Annotated in this window: 22 protein-coding genes and 1 pseudogene; 10 read left to right on the forward strand and 13 right to left on the reverse strand. The window is 64.7% G+C overall.

The features are described 5' to 3' along the window. The 5 genes from AC629_RS32225 to AC629_RS32245 all read right to left on the reverse strand — a co-directional run. On the reverse strand, positions 1-279 hold a 279-nt coding region (locus AC629_RS32225; protein WP_210419139.1), incomplete at its 3' end, for a saccharopine dehydrogenase NADP-binding domain-containing protein. 49 nt (positions 280-328) lie between these two features. Then, entirely contained in the window at positions 329-715 is a 387-nt protein-coding gene (locus AC629_RS32230; protein WP_084808851.1) for a RidA family protein, read from the reverse strand. A gap of 172 nt (positions 716-887) precedes the next feature. Continuing rightward, entirely contained in the window at positions 888-1,475 is a 588-nt protein-coding gene (locus AC629_RS32235) for a GNAT family N-acetyltransferase (RefSeq protein ID WP_084808852.1), read from the reverse strand. Between the two features lie 147 nt (positions 1,476-1,622). Then, the gene (locus tag AC629_RS32240; RefSeq protein ID WP_084808870.1) at positions 1,623-2,765 is read right to left on the reverse strand and encodes a type III PLP-dependent enzyme; all 1,143 of its coding nucleotides are present in this window, start codon (positions 2,763-2,765) and stop codon (positions 1,623-1,625) included. Between the two features lie 692 nt (positions 2,766-3,457). Next, entirely contained in the window at positions 3,458-3,712 is a 255-nt protein-coding gene (locus tag AC629_RS32245; RefSeq protein WP_084808853.1) for a hypothetical protein, read from the reverse strand. Positions 3,713-3,847: 135 nt separating this feature from the next. Between AC629_RS32245 and AC629_RS32250 the strand changes: the two genes are divergently transcribed. From AC629_RS32250 to AC629_RS32260, 3 genes are read left to right on the forward strand one after another with little or no spacing between them, the layout of a single operon-like run. Further along, positions 3,848-5,929 (forward strand): M3 family metallopeptidase, encoded by a 2,082-nt coding sequence (locus tag AC629_RS32250; RefSeq protein WP_084808854.1) that lies wholly within the window; start codon positions 3,848-3,850, stop codon positions 5,927-5,929. Continuing rightward, complete coding sequence (locus AC629_RS32255; RefSeq protein ID WP_084808855.1) at positions 5,929-6,567, forward strand: DUF1007 family protein; 639 nt, start codon at positions 5,929-5,931, stop codon at positions 6,565-6,567. Before AC629_RS32250 ends, AC629_RS32255 begins: the two co-directional genes overlap by 1 nt. Then, positions 6,558-7,694: a nickel/cobalt transporter gene (locus AC629_RS32260; protein ID WP_084808856.1), complete on the forward strand. Its 1,137-nt coding sequence runs from the start codon at positions 6,558-6,560 to the stop codon at positions 7,692-7,694. The genes AC629_RS32255 and AC629_RS32260 overlap by 10 nt, the downstream gene beginning before the upstream one ends. Before the next feature lie 329 nt (positions 7,695-8,023). On the opposite strand, the gene AC629_RS32265 is transcribed toward AC629_RS32260, so the two are convergent. Continuing rightward, a complete protein-coding gene (locus tag AC629_RS32265; RefSeq protein WP_143199607.1) occupies positions 8,024-8,209 on the reverse strand; it encodes a hypothetical protein in 186 nt (61 codons plus the stop codon). 41 nt (positions 8,210-8,250) lie between these two features. After that, positions 8,251-8,649, reverse strand: a complete 399-nt coding sequence (locus tag AC629_RS32270) for an MAPEG family protein (RefSeq protein WP_084808858.1) — start codon at positions 8,647-8,649, stop codon at positions 8,251-8,253. 82 nt (positions 8,650-8,731) lie between these two features. Between AC629_RS32270 and hemH the strand changes: the two genes are divergently transcribed. The 4 genes and pseudogenes from hemH (at position 8,732) to AC629_RS32290 (ending at position 12,454) form a co-directional block, all read left to right on the forward strand. Next, positions 8,732-9,769, forward strand: coding sequence for a ferrochelatase (gene hemH / locus AC629_RS32275; protein WP_084808859.1), 1,038 nt, complete (start codon positions 8,732-8,734; stop codon positions 9,767-9,769). Positions 9,770-9,779: 10 nt separating this feature from the next. After that, complete coding sequence (locus tag AC629_RS32280) at positions 9,780-10,757, forward strand: ABC transporter substrate-binding protein (RefSeq protein WP_084808860.1); 978 nt, start codon at positions 9,780-9,782, stop codon at positions 10,755-10,757. Between the two features lie 231 nt (positions 10,758-10,988). Continuing rightward, positions 10,989-11,994, forward strand: a pseudogene (locus tag AC629_RS32285) (SPFH domain-containing protein). A 16-nt stretch (positions 11,995-12,010) separates the two neighbouring features. After that, a complete protein-coding gene (locus AC629_RS32290) occupies positions 12,011-12,454 on the forward strand; it encodes an NfeD family protein (RefSeq protein WP_084808861.1) in 444 nt (147 codons plus the stop codon). Positions 12,455-12,543: 89 nt separating this feature from the next. Here AC629_RS32290 and AC629_RS32295 read toward each other — a convergent pair whose 3' ends face one another. Next, complete coding sequence (locus tag AC629_RS32295) at positions 12,544-12,918, reverse strand: winged helix-turn-helix transcriptional regulator (RefSeq protein WP_084808862.1); 375 nt, start codon at positions 12,916-12,918, stop codon at positions 12,544-12,546. A gap of 84 nt (positions 12,919-13,002) precedes the next feature. Between AC629_RS32295 and AC629_RS32300 the strand changes: the two genes are divergently transcribed. After that, entirely contained in the window at positions 13,003-13,554 is a 552-nt protein-coding gene (locus AC629_RS32300; protein ID WP_084808863.1) for a carboxymuconolactone decarboxylase family protein, read from the forward strand. A 139-nt stretch (positions 13,555-13,693) separates the two neighbouring features. On the opposite strand, the gene AC629_RS32305 is transcribed toward AC629_RS32300, so the two are convergent. Beyond that, entirely contained in the window at positions 13,694-14,701 is a 1,008-nt protein-coding gene (locus AC629_RS32305) for a KpsF/GutQ family sugar-phosphate isomerase (protein ID WP_084808864.1), read from the reverse strand. 189 nt (positions 14,702-14,890) lie between these two features. On the opposite strand from AC629_RS32305, the gene AC629_RS32310 reads away from it, so the two are divergent. Continuing rightward, a complete protein-coding gene (locus AC629_RS32310; RefSeq protein WP_084808865.1) occupies positions 14,891-16,633 on the forward strand; it encodes an outer membrane beta-barrel protein in 1,743 nt (580 codons plus the stop codon). A 37-nt stretch (positions 16,634-16,670) separates the two neighbouring features. Here AC629_RS32310 and AC629_RS32315 read toward each other — a convergent pair whose 3' ends face one another. The 4 genes from AC629_RS32315 to gltB form a co-directional block, all read right to left on the reverse strand. Further along, a complete protein-coding gene (locus AC629_RS32315; protein WP_143199609.1) occupies positions 16,671-17,039 on the reverse strand; it encodes a HEPN domain-containing protein in 369 nt (122 codons plus the stop codon). 214 nt (positions 17,040-17,253) lie between these two features. Beyond that, positions 17,254-17,715, reverse strand: a complete 462-nt coding sequence (locus AC629_RS32320; protein ID WP_143199610.1) for a hypothetical protein — start codon at positions 17,713-17,715, stop codon at positions 17,254-17,256. A gap of 200 nt (positions 17,716-17,915) precedes the next feature. After that, positions 17,916-19,367: a glutamate synthase subunit beta gene (locus AC629_RS32325; protein WP_084808868.1), complete on the reverse strand. Its 1,452-nt coding sequence runs from the start codon at positions 19,365-19,367 to the stop codon at positions 17,916-17,918. A 154-nt stretch (positions 19,368-19,521) separates the two neighbouring features. Then, the gene (gene gltB, locus AC629_RS32330; RefSeq protein ID WP_084808869.1) at positions 19,522-24,255 is read right to left on the reverse strand and encodes a glutamate synthase large subunit; all 4,734 of its coding nucleotides are present in this window, start codon (positions 24,253-24,255) and stop codon (positions 19,522-19,524) included. Positions 24,256-24,745: 490 nt separating this feature from the next. Between gltB and AC629_RS32335 the strand changes: the two genes are divergently transcribed. Next, positions 24,746-25,292 (forward strand): hypothetical protein (locus AC629_RS32335; RefSeq protein WP_084808871.1); only part of this gene is annotated, 547 nt, incomplete at its 3' end.

The raw sequence follows: 25,292 nt of genomic DNA on the forward strand, positions 1-25,292 counted from the left end.
GAGATTGACGCAAAAACCTTGGCCGCCACCTTCAGTGAGCAGCGGGGTCAGCAATTCGCGATAATTGTCCTTGGTCACGCCCTTCTGGATGAAGCGCACATTGTGCTTCTCGCAATGTGCCCTGCGGCCCTCGTCCTTGGGATCGATCACGGTGATGCGCGACTTGTCGTAATCGAGATGCCGCTCGATCATCGGCAACGTACCTTTGCCGATGGAGCCGAAGCCGACCATGACGATGGGGCCGGTAATCTTTGCGTGGATCTGCGAGGAGGAGCTCATCAAGTATCTCCAGGAGACTGTCTAAGGTCTAGGTTCGGTGTTGGTGGGATCAGGTGCGGCGCTTCGCGGTCACTTCGATTTCGACCTTCATCTCGGGCTTCAGAAGCGCCGAGACGACGAGAAGCGTTGCGGCCGGGCGGATCTCGCCGAGGACTTCGCCGCAGACCGCGAAGTGAGCGTCTGCGTCCTTGGCGTCAACGAGGTAGTAGGTCGCGCGGACGATGTCGGCCATCTCGAAACCACCCTCCTTCAGGGCGGCTTCGATGGTCTTGAAGCAGTTGCGTGACTGGCTCGTGACATCGGCCGGCATTGTCATCGTCGTGTAGTCATAACCGGTGGTTCCCGCGACGAAGGCAAACTCGCCGTCGATCACGGCGCGGCTGTAGCCGGCGGTCTTCTCGAAGGGGGAGCCGGTGGAAATCAGGCGACGGGACATGGGCTAGACCTCAACTGAAAGGGGAATTTCGTGGGGTTTACGGACAATTTGCGGGCCCGTGCAACCCCTGTGAGAACGCGGCGGATGAGCTTAGCGGCACTCCGGGCCGCGCAGGCGCAGCGGGGCATTGCCGCGGAACGCGGCTTGGGTCGTCGCCATGATGGCAGATCCCTTAAGCCGCGTGCGCTTGGAGAGCGCGAGTTGCCCGGCGTTTGGGCAAGGCTGCTCCGGTCGGAACGATCATCCCGGCGGCGCCATCGAGCGCGCCGTCGGTGAATTCGACCGCCAGCAGGCGGTCGCGCGCGAATGGGCCCGGCAGCGCGAGCTCGCCGGTCTTCCCGGCCGAGAAGCCGAAGCGGGCGTAATAGGGGGCATCGCCGAGCAGGATCACGGCGGCGTGCCCGCGCGCCCGGGCGGCGGCCAGCGCTTGATGCATCAGCGCGGCGCCGATCCCGAGCTCGCGGCAAGCAGGGTCCACCGCCAGCGGTCCGAGGACCAGAGCGGGCCTGCCTCCGGCGCTGACGTGCCACAGCCGCACGGTTCCCACGAGCGTCCCCGCGTGCACGGCCGACAGCGCGAGGCCGGCGGCAGGTGCACGTCCGTCGCGCAGGCGCTGGCAGGTGCGGTCATGGCGATTCTCGCCAAAGCACGCATCGAGCAGCGCTTCACGGGCGGCGACGTCGGCAGCACGCTCCGCACGGATCGCGAACGGAGCGGCTTTCGAAGTGTGGGCGACTTGTGGCTTCCGAAGAGCAGTCATGGCGCGTCAGTCCCCGCTTGAACCCGCGTGCGCAAAGCACGCCGGCTCAAGGCGTCGTCAGAAGTCGAAATGCGAGTGAAGGAAGCCGGCGGGCCGGCTCCCGGGTTCGTCAGGCCTCAGAACAAGAGGCGGATCTGATGTGGCAAATCAGATGTGGTAAGTCTTCAGCGGCGGAATGCCGTTGAACGCCACCGCCGAGTAGGTCGACGTATAGGCCCCGGTGCCTTCGATCAGCAGCTTGTCGCCGATCTCGAGCGTGACGGGAAGCGGATACGGGGTCTTCTCGTACAGCACGTCGGCGCTGTCACAGGTCGGACCTGCGAGCACGCACGGCGTCATGTCTGCGCCGTCATGCGGCGTGCGGATGGCGTAGCGGATGGACTCGTCCATCGTCTCGGCGAGACCGCCGAACTTGCCGATGTCGAGATAGACCCAGCGCACTTCATCATCGTCGCTCTTCTTCGAGATCAGCACGACCTCGGACTCGATGATGCCGGCGTTGCCCACCATGCCGCGGCCCGGTTCGATGATGGTCTCCGGAATCTGATTGCCGAAGTGCTTGCGCAGCGCGCGGAAGATCGACCGGCCGTAGGTCACGACCGGCGGCACGTCCTTCAGGTACTTGGTCGGGAAGCCGCCGCCCATGTTGACCATGGTCAGGCTGATGCCGCGCTCGGCGCAGTCGCGGAACACCTGCGAGGCCATCGCCAGCGCACGGTCCCACGCCTTCACCTTGCGCTGCTGCGAGCCGACATGGAACGAAATGCCGCACGGCTCCAGGCCCAGGCGCTTGGCGACGTCGAGCACCTCGACGGCCATCTCCGGGTCGCAGCCGAACTTGCGCGACAGCGGCCACTCGGCACCGGCGCAGTCATAGAGGATGCGGCAGAACACCTTCGCGCCGGGAGCGGCACGGGCGATCTTCTCGACCTCGGCGACGCAGTCGACCGCGAACAGGCGAATGCCGAGCGTGAAGGCGCGCGCAATGTCGCGCTCCTTCTTGATGGTGTTGCCGAAGGAGATGTGGTCGGGCGTCGCACCGGCAGCCAGCGCCATCTCGATCTCGGCGACGGTCGCCGTGTCGAAACAGGAGCCCATGGAGGCGAGCAGCGCCAGCACTTCCGGCGCGGGGTTCGCCTTGACGGCGTAGAACACGCGGCTGTCGGGGAGCGCCTTGGCGAAGGACTGGTAGTTGTCGCGCACGACTTCGAGGTCGACGACGAGGCACGGCTCGGTGTCGAGGCCCTCCTTGCGGCGGTTGCGCAGGAATTCCTGGATACGTTCGGTCATGGCACTCTCCAACGGTCCCAGCGACAGGATCCGCATCAACGTGACGTCTGATACGAGCGCTCCGGCCACATCGCGCGATGGAGGCGCAACGAAGCCACAAGACTCAAACCAGACTGTGCTGCCGTGGATTGGTTGGGAGAGTTTCCCGCCCGCTCACCTGGCAATGAAGGACAAGCCTTTTCAGTAGCCCGCGCCGGCGTTGGAATGCCGGTAGAGACCAAAAAAAGCCCGATCCGTCGTTGCTTTAAGTCGCGTCCCCCGTTGAGAGCGGGGTGCGCCGGTTCGCCTCCGGCTGCCAGTCACGGTTGCAAAGAGTGAAGTCACCTTCGACAAGGCACCTCTTGAGAGAGATGCTGGGCGCTCCGGGTTTGCTTCGTCTTCAGACCTTCAAGCCTTGCGACTTTCAAATCTTCCGACTTCGGCACTTCCGAAGAGCCCCTCGGCTTCTTCACCCCTTGGCGGCTGTCCGGCCTCTTGTCCGGATACCCACCGACTGACACACGACCACAGGCACGTGCGAAATTGGGCAAGTCCGCACATAAGCGTTTTGACTCTGGTTCGCAAGAATTTTTTTTAGGCTGCGGACAGAATTGCCTAACACCTGCTTGCGCAGTGTTGCGCGAGCGACGCTGAAAATGAACGAGCGTTAAGTTTTCAAGTATGCGCGCGTCTCTCTCGCGCGCGACGAAGCGTCAGCGGCGCTTCGTGAAGGGCTCGACGCGCTGAGCTCCGCGGATGAACGCGGTCATCACAAGCACGCCGAGTCCGAACAGCACGGCCTGAACGATGTGCGCGCCTTGATCGCCGAGTCCGAACAGGATCGCGAGTGCCCAGCCGCCTGCGAACGCTGCGCCGAACACCTCGGCGCCGATCAGGATGGCGGCGCTGATGACGGTGATGACGCTCGGCCAGACGATCTGGCGGGAAGAGGAGGCAGGCGCGTTCATGGGCTTTGGATCCGTGTCTTCGAGGGCCGCAATCTCCCCGAAAAGGCGGCCGGGAGCAAGGCCAAATGGCCCAAAAAAGCCCCATCGCGTGCTATAGCTGACGCCAGAAAATTGCCTCAAAAATCGGGACTTGCGATGTCAGAAAGCCGCCAGACTACGGACTCCGAGACCAACCCGCTGCTGAAGGCCTGGGTGACGCCGTTTGCGACCCCGCCCTTCGACGAGATCAAGCCGGAGCACTTCCTCCCGGCCTTCGCGCAGGCCTTCGCCGACCATTCCGCCGAGATCGCGGCGATCACCAACGACCCGGCCGCTCCTGACTTCGCCAACACCATCACGGCGCTGGAGCGCTCGGGCAAGCTGCTGAGCAAGGTTACGGCGGTCTTCTACGACCTCGTCTCGGCGCATTCCAACCCGGCCATCCTGGAGATCGACAAGGAGGTCTCCCTGCGGATGGCGCGGCACTGGAATCCGATCATGATGAACGCCGTGCTGTTTGGTCGCATCGCCCATCTGCACGAGAACCGCGCCAAACTTGGCCTGGCTCCCGAGCAGCTCCGCCTCCTGGAGCGCACCTACACCCGCTTCCACCGCTCCGGCGCCGGCCTCTCCGAGGAGGCCAAGACGCGGATGGCGGAGATCAACGAGAAGCTCGCCCAACTCGGCACCAGCTTCAGCCATCACCTGCTCGGCGACGAGCAGGAGTGGTTCATGGAGCTCGGCGAGGCCGACCGCGAGGGCCTGCCCGAGAGCTTTGTTGCGGCCGCCATGGCTGCGGCAGAAGAGCGCGGCATGGCCGGCAAGGCCATCGTGACGCTGTCGCGCTCCTCGACCGAGCCGTTCCTGAAGAGCTCAGGCCGGCGCGACCTGCGCGAGAAGGTCTACAAAGCCTTCACGGCGCGGGGCGACAACGGCAATTCCAACGACAACAACGGAACGATCGTCGAGATCCTGAAGCTGCGGGAGGAGAGCGCCAAGCTGCTGGGCTATCCGACCTTCGCCGCCTACCGGCTCGAGGACTCCATGGCCAAGACGCCCGACGCGGTGCGCGGCCTGCTGGAGCGGGTCTGGAAGCCGGCGCGGTCGCGCGCGCTCGCTGACCGCGACGAGATGCAGGCGCTGATCACGGCCGAGGGTGGCAATTTCAAGCTCGCGCCCTGGGACTGGCGCTTCTACGCCGAGAAGCTCCGCCTTCAGCGCGCCAATTTCGACGACGCCGCGATCAAGCCGTATCTGACGCTCGACCACATGATCGCCGCCGCCTTCGACTGCGCCACGCGCCTGTTCGGCATTACCTTCGAGGAGCGCAAGGACGTCCCGGCCTGGCATCCGGACGTCCGGGTCTGGGAGGTCAAGGGCCCCGACGGCAATCACAAGGCGCTGTTCTACGGCGACTACTACGCCCGGCCGTCGAAGCGCTCCGGCGCCTGGATGACCTCGCTGCGCGACCAGCAGAAGCTCGACGGCGAGATTGCGCCCCTGATCATCAATGTCTGCAACTTCGCCAAGGGCGCGGGTGGGGAGCCCTCGCTGCTCTCGCCCGACGATGCCCGCACCTTGTTCCACGAGTTCGGCCACGGCTTGCACGGCATGCTCTCCAATGTGACCTATCCGTCGCTGTCGGGCACCTCCGTGTTCACCGATTTCGTCGAGCTGCCCTCGCAGCTCTACGAGCACTGGCAGGAGCGGCCGGAGGTGCTCCAGCAGTTCGCCCGCCACTACCAGACCGGCGAGCCGCTGCCGGACGACCTGCTCCAGCGCTTCCTCGCCGCGCGCAAGTTCAACCAGGGCTTTGCCACCGTCGAGTTCGTCTCCTCGGCGCTGGTCGATCTCGAATTCCACACCCAGCCGGCCGCGGCCGCGCAGGATGTCCGCGCCTTCGAGAAGAAGGAGCTGGAGAAGATCGGCATGCCTGAGGAGATCTCGCTGCGCCACCGGCCCACCCAGTTCGGCCACATCTTCTCCGGCGACCATTATGCCGCGGGCTATTACAGCTACATGTGGTCGGAGGTGATGGACGCCGACGCCTTCGGCGCCTTCGAGGAGGCCGGCAACATCTTCGATCCCGCGGTCGCGAAGCGCCTGCACGACGACATCTACTCGACCGGCGGATCGGTCGATCCGGAGGCCGCCTACGAGGCCTTCCGCGGCCGGCCGCCGGAGCCCGACGCGCTGCTCCGCCGCCGCGGTCTGCTCGACGCCGCGAAGGCTGCCTGATGAGCCTGCGTGCCCTGTTCGGCTTGCTGCTCGCCGCCAGCCTGTCGCTCGCGGCGGGTGCGGCGCGGGCGCATCCGCATGTCTGGATCACCGCGACTAGCGAGCTGCTCTACGCGGCGGACGGCACGGTCACCGGCGTGCGCCACGCCTGGACCTTCGACGACATGTTCTCGGCCTATGCGGTGCAGGGGCTCGAGAGCAAGACCAAGGGCGCCTATACGCGCGAGGAGCTGGGGCCGCTGGCGCAGACCAACGTCGAGTCGCTGAAGGAATACGCCTACTTCACCTTCGCCCGAGCCGACGGCAAGAAGGAGCGTTTCCAGGAGCCGGTCGACTACTTCCTCGATTACAAGGATACGGTTCTGACCCTGCACTTCACCTTGCCGCTGAAGAACCCGGTCAAGCCCAAGCAGCTGGTGCTCGAAGTGTTCGATCGCTCCTTCTTCATCGACTTCCAGATGGCCAAGGACGATCCGGTCAAGCTGGTCGGCGCGCCCGCCGGCTGCCAGATGAAGCTGGAGCGCCCGAGCGACGGCACCGCGACTGCCCAGAAGCTCAACGAGCAGACATTCATAGATGGCCCGAACGCCAATTTCGGCATGATGTTCGCCAACAAGATCACGGTGGATTGCCCTTGAACGGCCGCCTTCATTCCCCGCTCGCACGCGGGCTGCTCGCCTGCGCAGCAATTGTCGTCGTGCTGGGCGTGGCGGATGCGGCGCTTCACGATCTTCTCGCGCAAAACCCGTTCGGCGCGCCGCGCTCCTCGCAGGCGGCGGAGCCTGAGGCAAGCGGTCTCATCGGCTGGATGCTGGCAAAACAGTCGGAATTCTATCGCCAGATGTCGGCGACCATCCGTGCCGCGAAGTCCGACGGCTCGGCGGTGTGGACGCTGCTCTTCATCTCGTTTGCCTACGGCATCTTCCACGCCGCCGGCCCCGGTCATGGCAAGGCGGTGATCGCTTCCTATCTCGTCGCCAACCGCGAGACCGCCCGGCGCGGCATTGCGCTGTCGTTTGCCTCGGCGCTGATGCAGTCGCTGGTGGCGATCCTGATCGTTGGCATCTCGGCCTGGATCCTGAATGCGACCGCCAAGACCATGTGCAAGGCGGAAGGCGCGATCGAGATCGCGAGCTATGGCCTGATCGCGCTGTTCGGCCTGCGCCTGGTCTGGGTCAAGGGCCGTACTTTTATCCGCGCACTCCGGGCGGTCCAGTCGGCGCCGGCGATCGCCGGCGTGCCGCATGACCATGATCACGGCCAACACCATCATCATGATGCCCATGATCATCATGACCACGATCACGGCCATGATCACCACCATGGCCATGATCACGCGCACGCCCAGCACCACGGGCATGACCACGTCCACGACGAGCATTGCGGCCATTCCCACGGGCCGACGCCGAGCGAGCTCGCCGGTCCCGGCGGCTGGCGGCGCGGCTTTGCTGCGATCCTCACTGTCGGCATCCGCCCCTGCTCGGGCGCGATCCTGGTCCTGGTGTTCGCGCTCGCCCAAGGCCTGTTCTGGGCCGGCATCGCCGCGACCTTCCTGATGGGGCTCGGCACTGCGATCACCGTCGCGGCCATCGCGGTCGTCGCCGTCTCCGCCAAGGACATCGCTGCCCGCCTGAGCGCAGGGCGTGCCGGCAGCGGCGCACTGTTCATGCGCGGCATCGAATTCGCCGCCGCCGGCGTCGTGCTGCTGTTCGGCGTCGGCCTGTTGTTCGGCTACATCGCCGCCGAACGGACGACGTGTTTCTGAGCTTTTCGACGCCGGGGCAAAGCGGCGAGCGATTCGGTTCGCAACTGCAGCACCACGCCCTTCACCGGCGATCAGGGTACCAACGCTCCTCAGCGGCGTGCGCACGTATCAGACATCTGGTCGTCTGCCGGTCGCAGGAGCGTACGCATCTGTTCTGATGTCCCCGAAAGTCACCGGCCCCACCAGTGAAGTCGGAACAGGTGCCTATACAATTTGCGGCTCGATCCTCACATCGCGCTGCCGTCACGGCTTCCGCCGATGACGTGAGGAGCACTCCGGTGCTTATGAGGGCAATCGCGTAGAAAAGCTGCCGTGTCATCCGAAACTCCCTAGGGATAGGTGCGAGTGGTCTGCTCGTTCCGGCCGCTGCGTTTGACGAGCGCGGGCACGCCGGGAACGACAGTGGTGAGCCCGACCACCTCGATGATGAAAACCCGTCTTGGATCGAATGCTACGCGCCACTTTTGGCGGCCGTTGAACGGTAGTCCATTGATCTGGATCAAGCGCGGGACCATTTGGGCAACCAGCGCCCCGATCATACCGGGAGAAGGAAAGCTCACACCGGCAAGAACCGCTTCAGTGCCGGCATGAAGAAGATCCCGAGATTGATCGCAAAGCCGATGCTCCAGAGGATCGAGCGCAGCGTCGGGCGGTTGCCGAGATAGGTCAGCACATAGGCGATCCGCACGATCAGGAACAGCACGGCGAGCTCGTCGATCAGGCGCTGCGGCGAATCCCGGAATTCGGCAAGCAGGACCGCAAAGGCGAAGAACGGGAAGGTCTCGATGCCGTTCTGGTGCGCGCCGAGCGCGCGCTGCGCGATGGCGTCTTGATAGAAGGCCGGATCGCGCGGCCGGGAATTGTCGAACGTGCGAAACCTGATCCATTTGATCGAGGCGATCGTCGCAAGGTAGAGCAGCAGTGCTCCAAATACGCACCATTCCGCGAGTGTCATCTTTCCTCCCCCGCTTGGGGAGACCCTAGCGAAACCGGCCTCATCTTGACAAGTTCGGAGCAACGCGCGACGCAACGGTACCATGACGACCGCAGCCCCCATCGAGACCGCGAAGCCGACCGTTCAGTCCACCCGACCGCGGGTCGGCGTGCTCCTGGTCAATCTCGGCACGCCCGATACCGCCGACGCGCCGGGCGTGCGGGTCTACCTCAAGGAATTCCTCTCGGACGCCCGCGTCATCGAGGACCAGGGCCTGGTCTGGCAGCTCGTGCTGAACGGGATCATCCTGCGCAGCCGTCCCCGCACCAAGGCGCTCGACTATGCGAAGATCTGGAACAACGAGAAGAACGAGTCGCCGCTGAAGACGATCACGCGCTCGCAGAGCGACAAGCTCGCTTCGGCGCTGTCGGACCGCGCACATGTCGTCGTCGACTGGGCAATGCGCTACGGCAATCCCTCGATCAAGTCGGGCATCGACGCGCTGATCGCAAATGGATGCGACCGTATCCTCGCCGTTCCGCTCTATCCGCAATATTCCGCCTCGACCTCGGCCACCGTCTGCGACGAGGTGTTCCGCGTGCTCGCCCGCCTGCGTGCGCAGCCAACGCTCCGCGTGACCCCGCCTTATTATGAGGACGAGGCCTATATCGAGGCGCTCGCGACCTCGATCGAGACGCATCTGGCCGCGCTGCCGTTCAAGCCCGAGCTGATCGTCGCCTCCTTCCACGGCATGCCGAAATCCTATGTCGACAAGGGCGATCCTTATGAGGGGCACTGCATCGCCACCACCGAAGCGCTGCGCCGCCGGCTCGGCATGGACGAGACAAAACTGTTGCTGACCTTCCAGTCGCGTTTCGGCAATGACGAGTGGCTGCAGCCCTACACCGACAAGACAATGGAGCGTCTCGCCAGGGAAGGCGTGCGCCGCATCGCGGTGGTGACGCCGGGCTTTGCCGCCGACTGTCTGGAGACGCTGGAGGAGATCGCGCAGGAGAACGCCGAGATATTCAGGCACAACGGCGGCGAGCAGTTTTCCGCAATCCCCTGCCTCAACGACAGCGAACCCGGCATGGACGTGATCCGGACGCTGGTGCTGCGCGAGCTGCAGGGCTGGATCTGATGGGGCGCTCATGAACCGCCGCGAGATTCTGGCGTTTCTTGGGACGATCACCGCTTTGCCGCCCTCGGCGCTGGCGCAGCAGCCGAATGCGGCGCGGAGGCTCGGCGTGCTCTCTGTCACCTCGGCCGATAACGCGATCGGGCATGAACGCAACGGCGTCCTGGTCGAGGCGCTCGCCGCGCTCGGCTGGAAGGAGCAGGACAATCTCATTATCGACTGGCGCAGCGGCAGCGGTGACCGGGCGCGGATCGCGCGGCTCGCCGAGGAGATGATCGCGTTGAAGCCGGACGTCCTGTTCGCGGTCGGCACGCCGTCGGTGGAGGAGCTGCGCAGCCGCACCACGACGACGCCGATCGTGTTCGCCATCGTCACCGATCCCGTCAGCCAGGGTTTTGTCGAGAACCTTGCCCGTCCCGGCGGCAACATGACCGGCTTCACTGACTATGACGGTCCGCTGGCCGGCAAATGGCTGGAGATGCTGATGCAGATCTCGCCGCCCGTACGGCGGGTCTACGTCGTCTACAATCCCGCCACCGCCCCGTTCGCTCCCCTCATGCTCGGCACGGTCGAGGAAGCCGGACGCGCGCTTGGCGTGGCGGTCGAACCCGCACCGGTGCACGATGCCGCCTCGATCGCCGCGCTGGCCTCGCGGAAGGATGGCGGCCTGCTCGTGCTGCCCGACTTCTTCACCATGATCCATCGCACAGAGCTGTTGACGGCGGTCACGGAGGGGCGCGTACCGGCGGTGTTCTGGAGCCGCACCTTCGTCGACGAGGGCGGGCTGATGTCCTACAGCACCGACACTGCCGAGCAGCTCCGCCGCGCCGCCTCCTACATCGATCGTATCCTGCGGGGAGCGCGCGCTGCCGACCTGCCGGTCCAGAATCCCACCAAGTTCGAGCTCGTCATCAATCTGAAGGCAGCCAGGGCGCTCGGTGTTACGATCCCGTCCGGCCTGCTTGCACTCGCGCACGATGTGATCGAGTAGGGGGCTGCGCGACCGACGGCGCGGCCGCAGATCTTAACCTTTGCCGCTAGGTCTGTGCCTGCGTGCTTTCAAGAGCTGTCCCGCAAATACATAATCGTGGCCATTCCCTCTCGGTGCGTCTTGTGCAGAATCGCGCCGATGCCGATGTTACTCGCGACCGCTGAACCGGTAAGGTCGTGATCCCGACCAATGACAGCGCCGGAAAGGGCCTTTTCCCGGCTTGGAGGAGCTATGAGCGGTTTCGACATTTTCGCGATTGTTCTGGTTTTGCTCGTCATCGTCACGCTGCTCGCCGGCGTGAAGACGGTGCCGCAGGGCTATGACTGGACCATCGAACGTTTCGGCAAATACACCCAGACGCTGAGCCCGGGACTGAACCTGATCGTGCCCTATTTCGACCGCGTCGGGCGCAAGATCAACATGATGGAGCAGGTGATCGACATTCCCGAGCAGGAGGTGATCACCAAGGACAACGCCACCGTGACGGTGGACGGTGTCGCGTTCTTCCAGGTGTTCGACGCTGCGAAAGCGAGCTACGAGGTCGCCAACCTCACGCAGGCGATCACGGTGCTGACCATGACCAACATCCGCTCGGTGATGGGCTCGATGGATCTCGACCAGGTGCTGTCGCATCGCGACGAGATCAACGAGCGCCTCTTGCGCGTCGTCGACGCCGCGGTCTCGCCCTGGGGCGTCAAGGTCAACCGGATCGAGATCAAGGATATCGTGCCGCCTGCCGACCTCGTCGAGGCGATGGGCCGGCAGATGAAGGCCGAGCGCGTCAAGCGCGCCGATATTCTCGCCGCCGAAGGCCAGCGCCAGTCCGAGATCCTGCGCGCCGAGGGCGCCAAGCAGGGCCAGATCCTCCAGGCCGAAGGCCGCCGCGAGGCCGCCTTCCGCGACGCCGAGGCGCGCGAGCGTCTCGCCGAAGCCGAGGCCAAGGCCACGCAGGCGGTGTCGGAAGCCATTGCCAAGGGCGACGTCGCCGCGTTGAATTATTTTATCGCCGACAAATATATCAAGGCGTTCGGCCAGTTCGCGGACGCACCGAACCAGAAGATTATCATGCTGCCGATGGAAGCCACGAGCATGCTGGGCTCGCTCGCCGGCATCGGCGAGATTGCCAAGGCGACGTTCGGGGGAAAGCGCCGCGTCCGCGGCAGCCGCCGCTCGCCGCGGCAGCTCGGTGCCCCCGACTGGCAGCACGCCGCCGGCGGTGCCGCCGCGGCAGGGATAATTGAAGAGGTCGTGTCATGACCGACATGTTCGTGTCGCTCGGCGCCTGGAACTGGCTGATCTTCGGCTTCATCCTGATGGCGCTGGAGACGATCGCGCCGGGCGTATTCCTGTTCTGGCTCGGGCTCGCCGCTTTGCTCGTCGGCCTGATCTCGTTCGCCGTTCATCTGTCCTGGCAGATACAGCTTGTGATGTTCGCGGTGTTCGCGGCAGTGGCCGTGCCGGCGTGGCGCCGCCTCGCCCGGCCGAAGCTGGACGAAAGCGACAGCCCGTTCCTCAACAAGCGCACCGAGGCGCTGCTCGGCCGCGAGTTCACGCTTGAGAAGCCGATCATCGACGGCAGCGGCACGGTGCGCATCGGCGACACGGTGTGGCGCGTCGCCGGCCCCGACACACCGGCAGGGACGCGGGTGAAGGTCGTGCAGGTGGATGGCGCCAATCTGACCGTTGCCGCGGCGTAGTTTCCTTCGCCTCTCCCCGCGTGCGGGGAGAGGCCGGATTGCATCGAAGATGCAATCCGGGTGAGGGGGGGCTTCCGCGAGTCCGTCTCTCACCGTCTCCGCGGAGGCTCCCCCTCTCCCCGCAAGCGGGGCGAGGGGGAAGATCGCCACCGCTCTGCAAACCGGTGCAGCGGCATGAACGTCTTACACAATTCCCGCCCGAGCGGCGTCAATCCGTAACCGCCACCTTCGCCCAGTTCGACGAACCCCGCCTCGCGCAACTCGCTCAGCCGCGTCTGCAGCACCGTCGGCGAAGCCTCGTCGCAGGCCGTGCGCAGCGCGCGGGAGGTGAGGGGCTCGTCGCGTAACTCCCACAGGATCCTCAGGCACCAGCGCCGGCCGAGCAGGTCGAGCAGCGCCATGATCGGCCGACCGGTGCGCGAGCCGCGCACGGGCCGGCTCCCTGATACTGCCTGTTTGGCCATCGTCACCCTCTTGCGTCTTGCTACAGATAATGTAGCGTCGTGCTACAGTAAATGTAGCAAGGAGACCGGCCAATGTCTTCCGCCATGTCATCCCCGATGCCGCGCATTGCGCCGCTCGTGCCGCCTTATCCGCCGGAGATCCAGGCGCAGTTCGACCGCATCATGCGCGGCGCGCCGCCGCTGGTGCTGTTCCGGGTGATGGCGGGCCACATGCGCGCCTGGGACAAGTTTCGCGCCGGCGGCCTGCTCGATCCCGGTCCGCTCTCCCTGCGCCAGCGCGAGATCGTCATCGACCGCACCTGCGCGCTGAACAAATGCGAGTACGAATGGGGCGTGCATGTCGCGATCTTCGCGGGGCCTGCGCAACTCACCGAGGAGGAAGTGCGTGCGACCGTAAAGGGCGATGCGACGTCAGCCTGCTGGTCGCCGGCCGAGCGGGCGCTGATCGCAGCGGTAGACGCGCTGCATCATCATGCGACGTTGAGTGAAGAGGAGTTCGCTACGCTGTCGGCGCACTACGACGAAGCCCAGATCCTGGAGATCATGCTGCTGTGCGGCTTCTATCGCACGGTGTCGTATCTTGCGAACGGGCTGAAGCTGCCGCTGGAGGAGAAGGCGGCGCGGTTTCCGGCGTAGCCCTTGCTGTCATTCCGGGGCGCGACGAAGTCGCGAGCTATGGAGAATCCATTGTGCAGCGACCTCGGGGTGGGATGGATTCCGGGCTCGCGCCCAAGAGGGCGCGCCCCGGAATGACGGGGTAGAGACAGCGCGTGCCTTACGCCACGCCCGCCCGCAACAGATCGTGCAGGTGCACGATGCCGACAACCTTCTCCGTCTCGGTCACGACCAGCGTCGTGATCTTGCGCGTGTTCAGCACTTCGATCATCTCGGAGGCGAGCATCGAGGGCGGCACGGTCTTCGGCTGCTTCGTCATGATGTCGTCGACCGTCACTGTGAGCAGGTCAGGCCGCATGTGGCGGCGCAGGTCGCCGTCGGTGATGATACCCGCGAGCTCGCCAGCGTCGTCGACGATGCAGACGCAGCCCAGCCCCTTGGCCGACATCTCGACCACCGCGTCCGACATCTTGGTGCCGAGCGGCTTCACCGGGATCTCGGCCCCGGTGCGCATATAGTCGCGGACGAATTTCAGCATCGCCCCCAGCTTGCCGCCGGGGTGGAAATGCGCGAACTCCAGCGCGGTGAAGCCGCGGCCCTCCAGCAGCGCGATCGCAAGCGCATCGCCGATCGCGGCCTGCATCAGCGTCGAGGTGGTCGGCGCGAGATTGTGCGGGCAGGCCTCGCGCGCCTTCGGCAGCTCGATCACGATATCGGCGGCCTGGCCGAGCGAGGACGCCGCGTTCGACGTCACCGCGATCATCGGAATCGCAAACCGCGCCGAATAGTTCACGAGGGTCTTCATCTCCGGCTGCTCGCCCGACCAGGACAGCGCCATGATGACGTCGTCGGCGGTGATCATGCCGAGGTCGCCATGGGCAGCTTCGGCGGTGTGGACGAAGAAGGCGGGTGTGCCGGTCGAGGCCAGCGTCGCCGCGATCTTGCGCCCCATGTGGCCGGACTTGCCGAGTCCGGTGACGATGACGCGGCCCTTGGCCTGCCGGATCAGCTCGACCGCCTTGGCAAAGGTCACACCGAGCGGGCCGCGCAGGGCCGCCGCGAGTGCGTTGATGCCGCCGCTCTCCGTCTCCAGCGTACGGAGCGCGGATTCGACGCTGTCGGGAATGGGGCCGGGTGATGCGGTCATCAGCGGTTTCGAACTCGGCATATTCAGGTCCAGGGAGGAGGGGCGTTCGCCCGTTGGCGCCTGCTTAGCACGCCCCGACCTGCGAGGCGACGCGCGCCCCGGACCTCAACGGGTCATTAACCATAATTGTTTTAACTCCATTAACGATGGTTCCCGCTCGCCGGCGGAGATCGTCGTGAAAGTGCTTGATTTCGTTGGGGTTATTTCATCGTGGGGGCGTCTCCAGCTAGGAGCCGGAGCAAACGCGGGCATTTCCTGCGCGCCGCTTTGCCATGCCTTGCGCTGATGGCCCTCAAGAGTGCGCCGGCGGCCGCCCAGAGCCTCACGCCCGACCTGTTCAATCCCAACCGCGGCGGCTTTGCCTCGCCCGACACGCTGCCGACGCGCCGCACGGCGGGCTTGCCGCAGGCGCCGTCGGACGCGCTGCCGACGCTGCCCGATCCGAATGCCGATCTGCGCAGGAGCCAGCAGGCGCCGACGAGCTCGCGCGTTGGCCAAATCCCTACCTACGGCCTGCCCGCCGCCAGCGGCGCGAAGAGCGCCGGTTATGACTCGCTCAACCGCAAGCGGCAGCAGCCAAAGCTCTATCCCGGGCAGCCGAAGCCGAAGCGCCCCATCGGCCCCGGCTCGCCGGTCCCAGCAGCAATGCCTGACAGGACGCTCGGCCCGCCGCGCATCGCGCCGCCGCCGTCCGAAACCGCGCACAAGGTGCCGGTGCCGCCGGCGATGGCCGGCAACGTACCCGGCCAGCCGCTGCGCCGCCGCCTCAAGCTCGACGAGGATCCGTTCGGCCCCGTCGGCGATTATGCCGGCAGCTTCCTGATCAAGGGCGCGCTCGAGCTCTCCGGCGGCTACGACAGCAACCCGGCCCGCCTCAACAAGCCGGTCGGCTCGCCGGCCTATGTGATTGCGCCCGAGCTCCTGGTGATGTCCGACTGGGAGCGCCATGCGCTGGTCGCCGATCTGCGCGGCTCGTTCTCCGGTTATGGCAGCCAGATGCCGGCGACGATCGACGGCTTTGCCTCGCCGGCGCCGGTCAATGTCGACCGCCCCGACTTTACCGGCCATGTCGACGGCCGCCTCGATGTCGACCGCGATTTCAAGCTGGGCTCGCAGCTGCGTCTGCGGATCGCCACGGACAATCCCGGCAGCCCGAACGTGCAGGCGGGCTTGCAGAAATATCCCGTTTACGCCGCCTATGGCACGACCCTCGGCTTCGACCAGACCTTCAACCGCTTCCAGGTCGCGGCCGGCGCCACTATCGATCGCACGGCTTACACCGACTCCAGGCTCACCGACGGCACGACCTTCAGCAATAACGATCGCGACTTCAATCAGTATGGCGGTGTGGGACGTTTCTCGTACGACCTCAAGCCGGGGCTGAAGCCGTTCGTCGAGATCGAAGGCGACAGCCGCGTGCACGACCAGCCCGCCGACCGCAACGGCTACTTCCGCGATTCATCGGGTGGCTACGCCAGGGTTGGCTCGACCCTCGAGTTCTCGCGCATCCTCACCGGCGAGGTCTCGGTCGGCTATACCGCGCGTAACTATGTCGACCCGCGCCTCAGCCAGCTCTCGGGCTTCCTCACTGCAGGCTCGCTGATCTGGAATGCAAGCGGCCTGACCACGGTGAAATTCTTCACCGACACTCAGATCGCCGAGACCACCGTCGTCGGCTCACCCGGCGTACTGGTGCACACCTATGCGGCCGAGGTCGACCACGACTTCCGCCGCTGGCTCACCGCGGTTGGCAGGTTCACCTACGGCACGTACGACTACCAGGGCCAGAACCGCAACGACGTGACCTACTCGCTCGAAGGCAATTTGATCTACAAGCTCAACCGCAACATCTGGGTGAAGGGCACGCTACGCCAAGACATTCTGGCTTCGAGCCAGCCGGGATCGAGCTCGCAGGCCACGGTGGTGTTGCTGGGGGTTAGGTTGCAGAATTGAGCCGTGAATAACTTTGTTTGCTATGGTTGGTTCTTCGTTATCCGATCTCTTGGCCATCCAGCCTTTCGCTGAAGATCGGGTATCTCCATCCGCGTACAATGGTTTCTTGTATTGCTGCTAGCAATAACGCTAGTCCAAACTCAGCGGGCTCCGATATTTTAAGATAGTTGTCGTCGATCGCTTTATCCAAAATCTCGTTATGCATTGGGTGTGCAATCTCAAATCCACCGTGAACAATGGCGCTTCTTGTGTTGTAGAGTTCGCGAAATTCTCGACGAACTGTTTTGGCTTGCGCATCACCGAGGTTGAACAACAAGACTATTCGTTGAACCAGCGACGAGAAATTCTCGCCTGCTTTTGTTTGAAATAGCCTCTCAAAGGCGTAAAAGAGCCAGATCAAAACCATTGGGTCTGTGTCTAGCTTGGATATGTGCAGCAGAGCGAAGAGTGCTCTCTCCATAGGATTTTGAGGTATCTGGCGGATGCCAGAACGAACAGAATCGTACCAGCGAACTGTTTGGACGAGCGGCAATGTTCTTATTTTTTGCCGATCCTTTTCGAGCGTCCCTAGGACGGCAATATCAAAATAAAACCCCGATAGCGGAATGTCCCTCTCAAACCTACCCCCAACAAGCTGCCCACGATGGAAAATCGCAGCAGCCCGGTGCAGAGACGTTGAGGATCGCGAAGAAATCGTACAGGTAAGATTCTATGGCGTTGGTCGCGATATCTGTTGCCGCCTCGCCGGAGACGTTGTCTCCTAATACTTCCGCGGTAATCTCAATCTCGGTACTTCGCTCTGGGAAACCTTCTAGAATCGAATGTAGTTCCGCTTGGCTGGTTGCTCCTTGCTGCAAACGCTTCATTACGTCGTAGTGCTTCTCTTGTTTCTGCAAGATGGGCTTCCAATTCGTTTCGATTATGATCGTGCAATTCTGCAATTTGATGGTGCGCGCACTTAATAGATCAAGTACCGATTGCCACACGCCGATGTGTTCTGGATCCAGCTTCTCCCAGCCTTCATCGGTTGTCGAACGCCCATAGCTTCCGATCCGAAACGTGTGCTTGGATATCAACGGCATTTGAATGGCCTTCGCGGTTAGCGGTTGGGCCGAGTAGGTGCAGACTGCACTGTGCGCGATGAACCGCCCTGCGTCTAGTTGTGCCGCGTGACCGCTCCGCTTGGCCGGGTGTACGAGGCGCAACGGGCTCGGTCGTCAGCAAATCGCCCGCTTTCGCGGGCGATGAAAGTCTTATTCGTGGCAGATAGCCCGCGCAAAACTCAGCGCGGCAGATCCGTCTTCCCCATCAGGAACGTATCGATCGACCGGGCGCAGAGCCGGCCTTCGCGGATGGCCCAGACCACCAGCGACTGGCCGCGGCGCATGTCGCCGGCGGAGAACACGTTCGGGCGCGAGGTCTGGTAGTCCAGCGTGTTGGCCTTGACGTTGCCGCGCGGGTCGAGGTCAACCGAGAGCATCTTCAACAGGCCCTCGTGCACGGGATGGACGAAGCCCATGGCGAGCAGGATGAGCTCGGCGTCGAGCTCGAACTCGGTGCCGGGAAGCGGCTTGAACTTGTCGTCGACGTGCACGCAGTGCAGCTTCTTGACCCTGCCGTTCTCGCCGGAAAACTTCTGCGTCAGCACGGCGTATTCGCGGATCGCGCCTTCGGCCTGGCTGGAGGACGTGCGCATCTTCAGCGGCCAGTTCGGCCAGGTCAGGCCCTTATTCTCGCGCTCGGGCGGGGCGGGCATGATCTCGAGCTGGGTCACCGAGAGCGCGCCTTGGCGCAGCGAGGTGCCGATGCAGTCGGAGCCGGTGTCGCCGCCGCCGATGACGACGACATGCTTGCCGCCGGCGAGAATGTCGGCGACGCCGCCCAGCGGCTCATTGGAGACGCGGCGGTTCTGCTGCGGCAGGAAATCCATCGCGTAGTGGATGCCGGACAGCTCACGGCCGGGGATCGGCAGGTCGCGCGGGGCTTCCGCGCCGCCGGTCAGCGCCACGGCGTCATATTCGTTGAGCATCTCGCGCGGATCGACATTGCCGTCGGCGCCGACATGGCTGTTGTAGTGGAAGGTGACGCCTTCGCCTTCCATCTGCTTGACGCGGCGGTCGATGATACCCTTCTCCATCTTGAAGTCGGGAATGCCGTAGCGCAGCAGGCCGCCGGCCTTGGCGTACTTCTCGTAGACATGCACGTCGTGGCCGGCGCGCGCGAGCTGCTGCGCGCAGGCCATGCCGGCCGGACCCGAGCCGACCACCGCGACCTTCTTGCCGGTCTTGACGGCCGCGACCTCAGGCTTCAGCCAGCCATTGTCCCAGGCGCGGTCGACGATCGCGCATTCGATGGTCTTGATGGTAACAGGGTTGTCGTCGATGTTGAGCGTGCACGAAGCCTCGCACGGCGCAGGACAAATGCGGCCCGTGAACTCAGGGAAGTTGTTGGTCGAGTGCAGATTGCGCGAGGCTTCTTCCCAGTTGCCCTGGTAGACGAGGTCGTTGAAGTCGGGGATCTGGTTGTTGACCGGGCAGCCGGGCGTGCCGGGCGCGACCGAGCCGGTGCCGTGGCAATAGGGAATGCCGCAGTTCATGCAGCGCGCGGCCTGGTCGCGCGTTTCCTTCTCGGTCAAGGGAACGACGAACTCGTTGTAATGCTTCACACGTTCGGCGACCGGGGTGTACTTGCGATCGTGCCGTTCGATTTCGAGAAAACCCGTGATCTTGCCCATTAAACCCGAAGTCCCTGCCGCTTAGTCGTTTGTTCTTTTGCCCCTCGTCCTGAGGAGCGGCGCACTTCGCGCCGCGTCTCGAAGGATGGAGGCCCGGATGGTGGCCTCATGGTTCGAGACGGCGCTTCGCGCCTCCTCACCACGAGGCTTTTTCTTACGCGCCGATCGCGATTTTCGGCTCGGCGTCCGCGTTGGCGGCCATTTCGCGCAGCGCGCGCCGGTACTCGACCGGCATCACTTTGCGGAATTTGGGCAGCCATTCCTTCCAGTTGGCGAGGATGTCGGCGGCGCGCTTGGAGCCGGTCGCCTTCGCGTGGCGCGTGATCAGCACGTGCAGCCGCTCGACGTCGGAGTCGAGCAGGTTCGCGAACACGTCGACCCGGCCATGCGCCTCGAGGTCACCGGAGTGATTGTAGGTGCCGGCGTTGATCAGCTCTTCCGACAGCACCGGCTCGAGCTCGACCATCGCCATGTTGCACAGCTTGTCGAAGCCGCCGGTCTCGTCGAGCACATAGGCGATGCCGCCGGACATGCCGGCCGCGAAGTTGCGCCCGGTCTTGCCGAGCACGACCACGATGCCGCCCGTCATGTATTCGCAGCAATGATCGCCCGCTCCCTCGACCACGGCGACCGCGCCCGAGTTGCGCACGGCGAAACGCTCGCCCGCAACGCCGCGGAAGTAGCATTCGCCCTGGATCGCGCCGTACATCACCGTGTTGCCGACGATGATGCTCTCTTCCGGCACGATGCCGCTGTTGGCAGGCGGCTTGACGATGATCTTGCCGCCGGAGAGGCCCTTGCCGACATAGTCGTTGGCTTCACCCTCGAGCTCGAAGGTGACACCGTGGGCGAGCCACGCGCCGAACGCCTGGCCGGCGGTGCCCTTGAGGCCGACATGGATGGTGTCGTGCGGCAGGCCGGCATGGCCGTAGATCTTGGCGACCGCGCCCGACAGCATCGCGCCGGCGGAACGGTTGGTGCTGTTGATCTTGGCCTCGATCTTCACCGGCGCACCGCGATCGAGCGCTGGCGTCGCCTTTTCGATCAGCGTGCGGTCGAGCACCGCCTCCAGATGATGGTTCTGGCGCTCGGAGTGATAGATCTTCTGGCCCTTCTCTTCCTTCTGCTTGACGAAGAGCTTCGAGAAGTCGAGGCCCTTGGCCTTCCAGTGCGCGACCAGCTTGGTCTGGTCGAGCAGCTGAACCTGGCCGATCATCTCGTTGAAGGTGCGGAAGCCGAGCGAGGCCATGATCTCGCGGACTTCCTCGGCGACGAAGAAGAAGTAGTTGATCACGTGCTCGGGCTGGCCGGTGAAGCGCTTGCGCAGGACGGGGTCCTGGGTCGCAACGCCGACCGGGCAGGTGTTGAGATGACACTTGCGCATCATGATGCAGCCGGCCGCGATTAGCGGCGCGGTGGCGAAGCCGAACTCGTCGGCCCCGAGCAGCGCGCCGATCACGACGTCACGGCCGGTGCGGAAGCCGCCGTCGACCTGGACCACGATGCGGCTGCGCAGCCGCTCGCGCACCAAGGTCTGGTGGGTTTCGGCGAGGCCGATCTCCCAGGGGCTGCCTGCGTGCTTGATCGAGGTCAGCGGCGAAGCGCCGGTGCCGCCCTCGAAGCCCGCGATGGTGACATGGTCGGCGCGTGCCTTGGCGACGCCCGCGGCCACGGTGCCGACGCCGATCTCGGAGACGAGCTTCACCGAAACGTCGCTCGTCGGGTTGACGTTCTTGAGGTCGTAGATGAGCTGCGCCAGATCCTCGATCGAGTAGATGTCGTGGTGCGGCGGCGGCGAGATCAGGCCGACGCCCGGCGTCGAATGCCGGACCTTGGCGATGGTCGCGTCGACCTTGTGGCCGGGCAGCTGACCGCCTTCGCCGGGCTTGGCACCCTGCGCCATCTTGATCTGCATCATGTCGGAGTTGACGAGATACTCCGTGGTGACGCCGAAGCGGCCCGAGGCCACCTGCTTGATCGCCGAGCGCATGGAGTCGCCGTTCGGCATCGGCTTGAAACGGTCGGCTTCCTCGCCGCCCTCGCCGGTGTTCGACTTGCCGCCGATCCGGTTCATGGCGATCGCGAGCGTGGTGTGCGCCTCGCGCGAGATCGAGCCGAAGCTCATCGCACCCGTGGCGAAACGCCTGACGATGTCCTTGGCCGGCTCGACCTGGTCGAGCGGCACAGGCTTGCGCTTCTCTTCCTCCGCGTTCTTGATCCGGAACAGGCCGCGCAGCGTCAACAGGCGCTCCGACTGCTCGTTGAGGACCTTGGCGAAGGCGCGATAGCGCTCCTGCGAATTGCCGCGCGCGGCATGCTGGAGCAGCGAGACCGATTCGGCGGTCCAGGCATGGTCCTCGCCGCGGCTGCGATAGGCATATTCGCCGCCGACGTCGAGCGCGGTCTTGTAGACCTGCGCCTCGCCGAACGCGTCGGCATGACGGCGCACCGCCTCTTCCGCGATCTCGGCAAGACCGACGCCCTCGACACGGGTGTGCGTGCCGACGAAGAACTTGCCGACGAAGTCCGCCTTGAGGCCGACCGCGTCGAAAATCTGCGCGCCGCAATAGGACTGGTAGGTCGAGATGCCCATCTTCGACATCACCTTCAGAAGGCCCTTGCCGATCGACTTGATGTAGCGCTTGACGATCTCGTAATCGTCGAGCGAGCCGGGCAGGCGGTCCTTCATCGCGATGATGGTCTCGAACGCGAGATAGGGATTGATCGCTTCGGCGCCGTAGCCCGCGAGGCAGGCGAAGTGATGCACTTCGCGCGGCTCGCCGGATTCGACGACGAGACCGACCGAGGTGCGCAGGCCGGTGCGGATCAGGTGATGATGCACGGCGGCGCAGGCCAGCAGCGACGGGATCGCAACCCGGTCGGTGCCGACCATGCGGTCGGACAGGATGATGATGTTGACGCCTTCGCGCACCGCGCCTTCCGCGCGCGCGCAGAGCTCGTCGAGCACCTGGTCCATGCCGGCCGCGCCGAGACCGGCGTGGAAGGTGGTGTCCAGCGTGCGCGACTTGAAGTGGGAATCAGCCACGTCCGAGATCGAGCGGATCTTTTCGAGGTCCGCATCGGTCAGGATCGGCTGGCGGACTTCGAGGCGCTTGGTGGTGGCAAGGCCCTGCAGGTCGAACAGGTTCGGCCGCGGTCCGATGATGGAGACGAGGCTCATCACCAGCTCCTCGCGGATCGGATCGATCGGCGGGTTGGTGACCTGCGCGAAGTTCTGCTTGAAGTAGGTGAACAGCGGCTTGGCCCTGTCCGACAGCGCCGAGATCGGCGTGTCGTTGCCCATCGAGCCCGCGGCCTCCTCGCCGGTGGCCGCCATCGGCGTCATCAGGATGGTGATGTCTTCCTGGCTGTAGCCGAACGCCTGCTGGCGATCGAGCAGCGACAGGTTGGAGCGCACGGCGGTGGTGGGGACCTTCGGCAGCTCTTCCAGCACGATCTGGGTCCGCTCCAGCCACTCCTTGTAAGGATGGCTCTTGGCGAGCTCGGCCTTGATCTCGTCGTCCGGGATCAGGCGGCCCTGTTCGAGGTCGACCAGCAGCATCTTGCCGGGCTGGAGCCGCCACTTGGTGATGATCTGGTCCTCGGGGATCGTCAGCACGCCCATCTCGGACGCCATCACGATGCGGTCGTCCTTGGTCACGAGATAGCGCGCCGGCCGCAATCCGTTGCGGTCAAGCGTTGCGCCGATCTGGCGGCCGTCGGTGAAGGCGATCGCGGCCGGGCCGTCCCACGGCTCCATCAGCGCGGCATGATATTCGTAGAAGGCGCGGCGCTTCTCATCCATCAGCGGATTGCCGGCCCACGCCTCCGGAATCATCATCATGACGGCGTGCGGCAGCGAGTAGCCGCCCTGCACCAGGAATTCGAGCGCGTTGTCGAAGCAGGCCGTGTCCGACTGGCCTTCGTAGGAGATCGGCCAGAGCCGGTTGATGTCCTTGCCATAGAGCTCGGAGCTCACCGAGGCCTGGCGCGCCGCCATCCAGTTGGTGTTGCCGCGCAGCGTGTTGATCTCGCCGTTATGCGCGATCATGCGGTAGGGATGCGCCAGCGACCACGCCGGGAAGGTGTTGGTCGAGAAGCGCTGATGCACCAGCGCCAGCGCGCTCTCGAAGTCCTTTTCGTGCAGGTCGGGATAGTACTTGCCGAGCTGGTCGGCGAGGAACATGCCCTTGTAGATCACGGTGCGGCAGGACATCGAGCACGGGTAGTACCCCGCGAGCCCGCGGTCGCGGCGCTGGTAGATCGCCTGCGAGATCGACTTGCGCAGGATGTAGAGGCGGCGCTCGAACTCGTCGTCGGTCTTGGCGACGCCGTTGCGGCCGATGAACACCTGAATGCAGGCGGGCTCGGTCGGCTTCACGGTGACGCCGAGCGAGGAATTGTCGGTCGGCACGTCGCGCCAGCCGAGCAGGGTCAGGCCTTCGGCCTTGATCTGGTCGGCGATGATACTCTTGATGACATTGCGCCAGGCGGTGTCGCGCGGCATGAACAGCGCACCGACGGCGTATTCGCCGGGATTGGGCAGCGCGAAGCCGAGCTCCTTGGCCTTGCGGCTGAAGAAAGCGTGCGGGATCTGCACCAGGATGCCGGCGCCGTCACCGGCGCGCGGGTCGGCGCCGACAGCGCCGCGATGCTCGAGGTTGCAGAGGATGCTGAGCGCGTCCGAGACGATCTCGCGCGACTTCTTGCCCTTGATGTTGGCGATGAAGCCGACGCCGCAGGAATCCTTTTCGAGGGCAGGATCGTAGAGGCCCTCGGCCGGTGGGCGCGAATTGTGTTCCTGAATCGGATCGGTCGTTTTCGAGGCGATCGTCGCCGACAGCTGTTCTGCCACGATGTTTGCGCGCTCGAATTGCGACCCGTTCATTGTTCCTGTCCTCTGCATGCGGCAAGCAGCCTCACCGCTCTCTTCGGCACACCTTGGGCGTCCCGCGGCACCCGCTTCTGGGTCACCGCTCGTCCGCTGCGAGCCGGATTTTCTTAAATTCAGGCCAAGGCGTTCTACGTCCCCGAGAACGGCTTTGCCTGGTACCTTCCTGGCGCTCGAGAGTGCCAGCCTTCGCTGCAATCCCTGTGCCGGAACCGCAAGGAAAATTGAGACAGTCTTTCTGTCCTAACCGTCACCTTGCCAAATTTTTGTCTAGCACACAAGCGTGCGAAAGTCCCGATTCCCGAAGTGTCAATCGTCGCTTTCCGCATGGCGCGCGGCCCCGGTTTTGAAGCAAACGCGCCCTGATCCGGCCCTGCAGACGCCGAAATCCCGAATCAAGCTTCGGATCGCCCCTTCGGAAAGCGCGCCACGCCGCAAGAAGCGAAAGAGCGCGGGTCATCCGGGGCCTGACAGGAGCGTGTCGACCATGAAGTTTTTCACAGGATGTGTGGCTGCCGCCACGCTGGCGCTCGCCGCGACCGCGGCTCACGCGCAGATTCTGGCGCCAGTTCCGGCGAACGGTATTGCGAGCGGGGCCTATGTCGCGGTGTCGGATTTCGACGGGCCCTATGTCCCGCCGGAGGCTCCGCTGCCACCGCCGCCACGTTATGGCTATGGCTATGGCTATGGCTACGAGGAGCGCGCCCCAGCACCGGTGCTGCTGCCGCCCACGGAGGTCTATGCGGTGCTGCGCGACAATGGCTTCTCGCCGCTCGGTATCCCGCGCCTGCGCGGCAGCGTCTATACCATCGCGGTCATCGACCCCCGCGGCGACGACGGCCGGCTCGTGATCGATGCCCGCGATGGACGAATCTTGCGCTTCATGCCGGCCGCCGATGCCTTTGGCATGGCGCCGGCCTATGAGGAGCGCGAAGTCGCGCCCTACGGCCCGCAAAGCGCGCTGCCGCCCCTGACCATGGTCCGCAGCGGCCGGCCGCGCCCGCCGGCTCCGATCCCGCACGTGGCGAGCCGCA

It is taken from the genome of Bradyrhizobium sp. NAS80.1 (assembly GCF_001908205.1).
GTDB lineage: Bacteria > Pseudomonadota > Alphaproteobacteria > Rhizobiales > Xanthobacteraceae > Bradyrhizobium.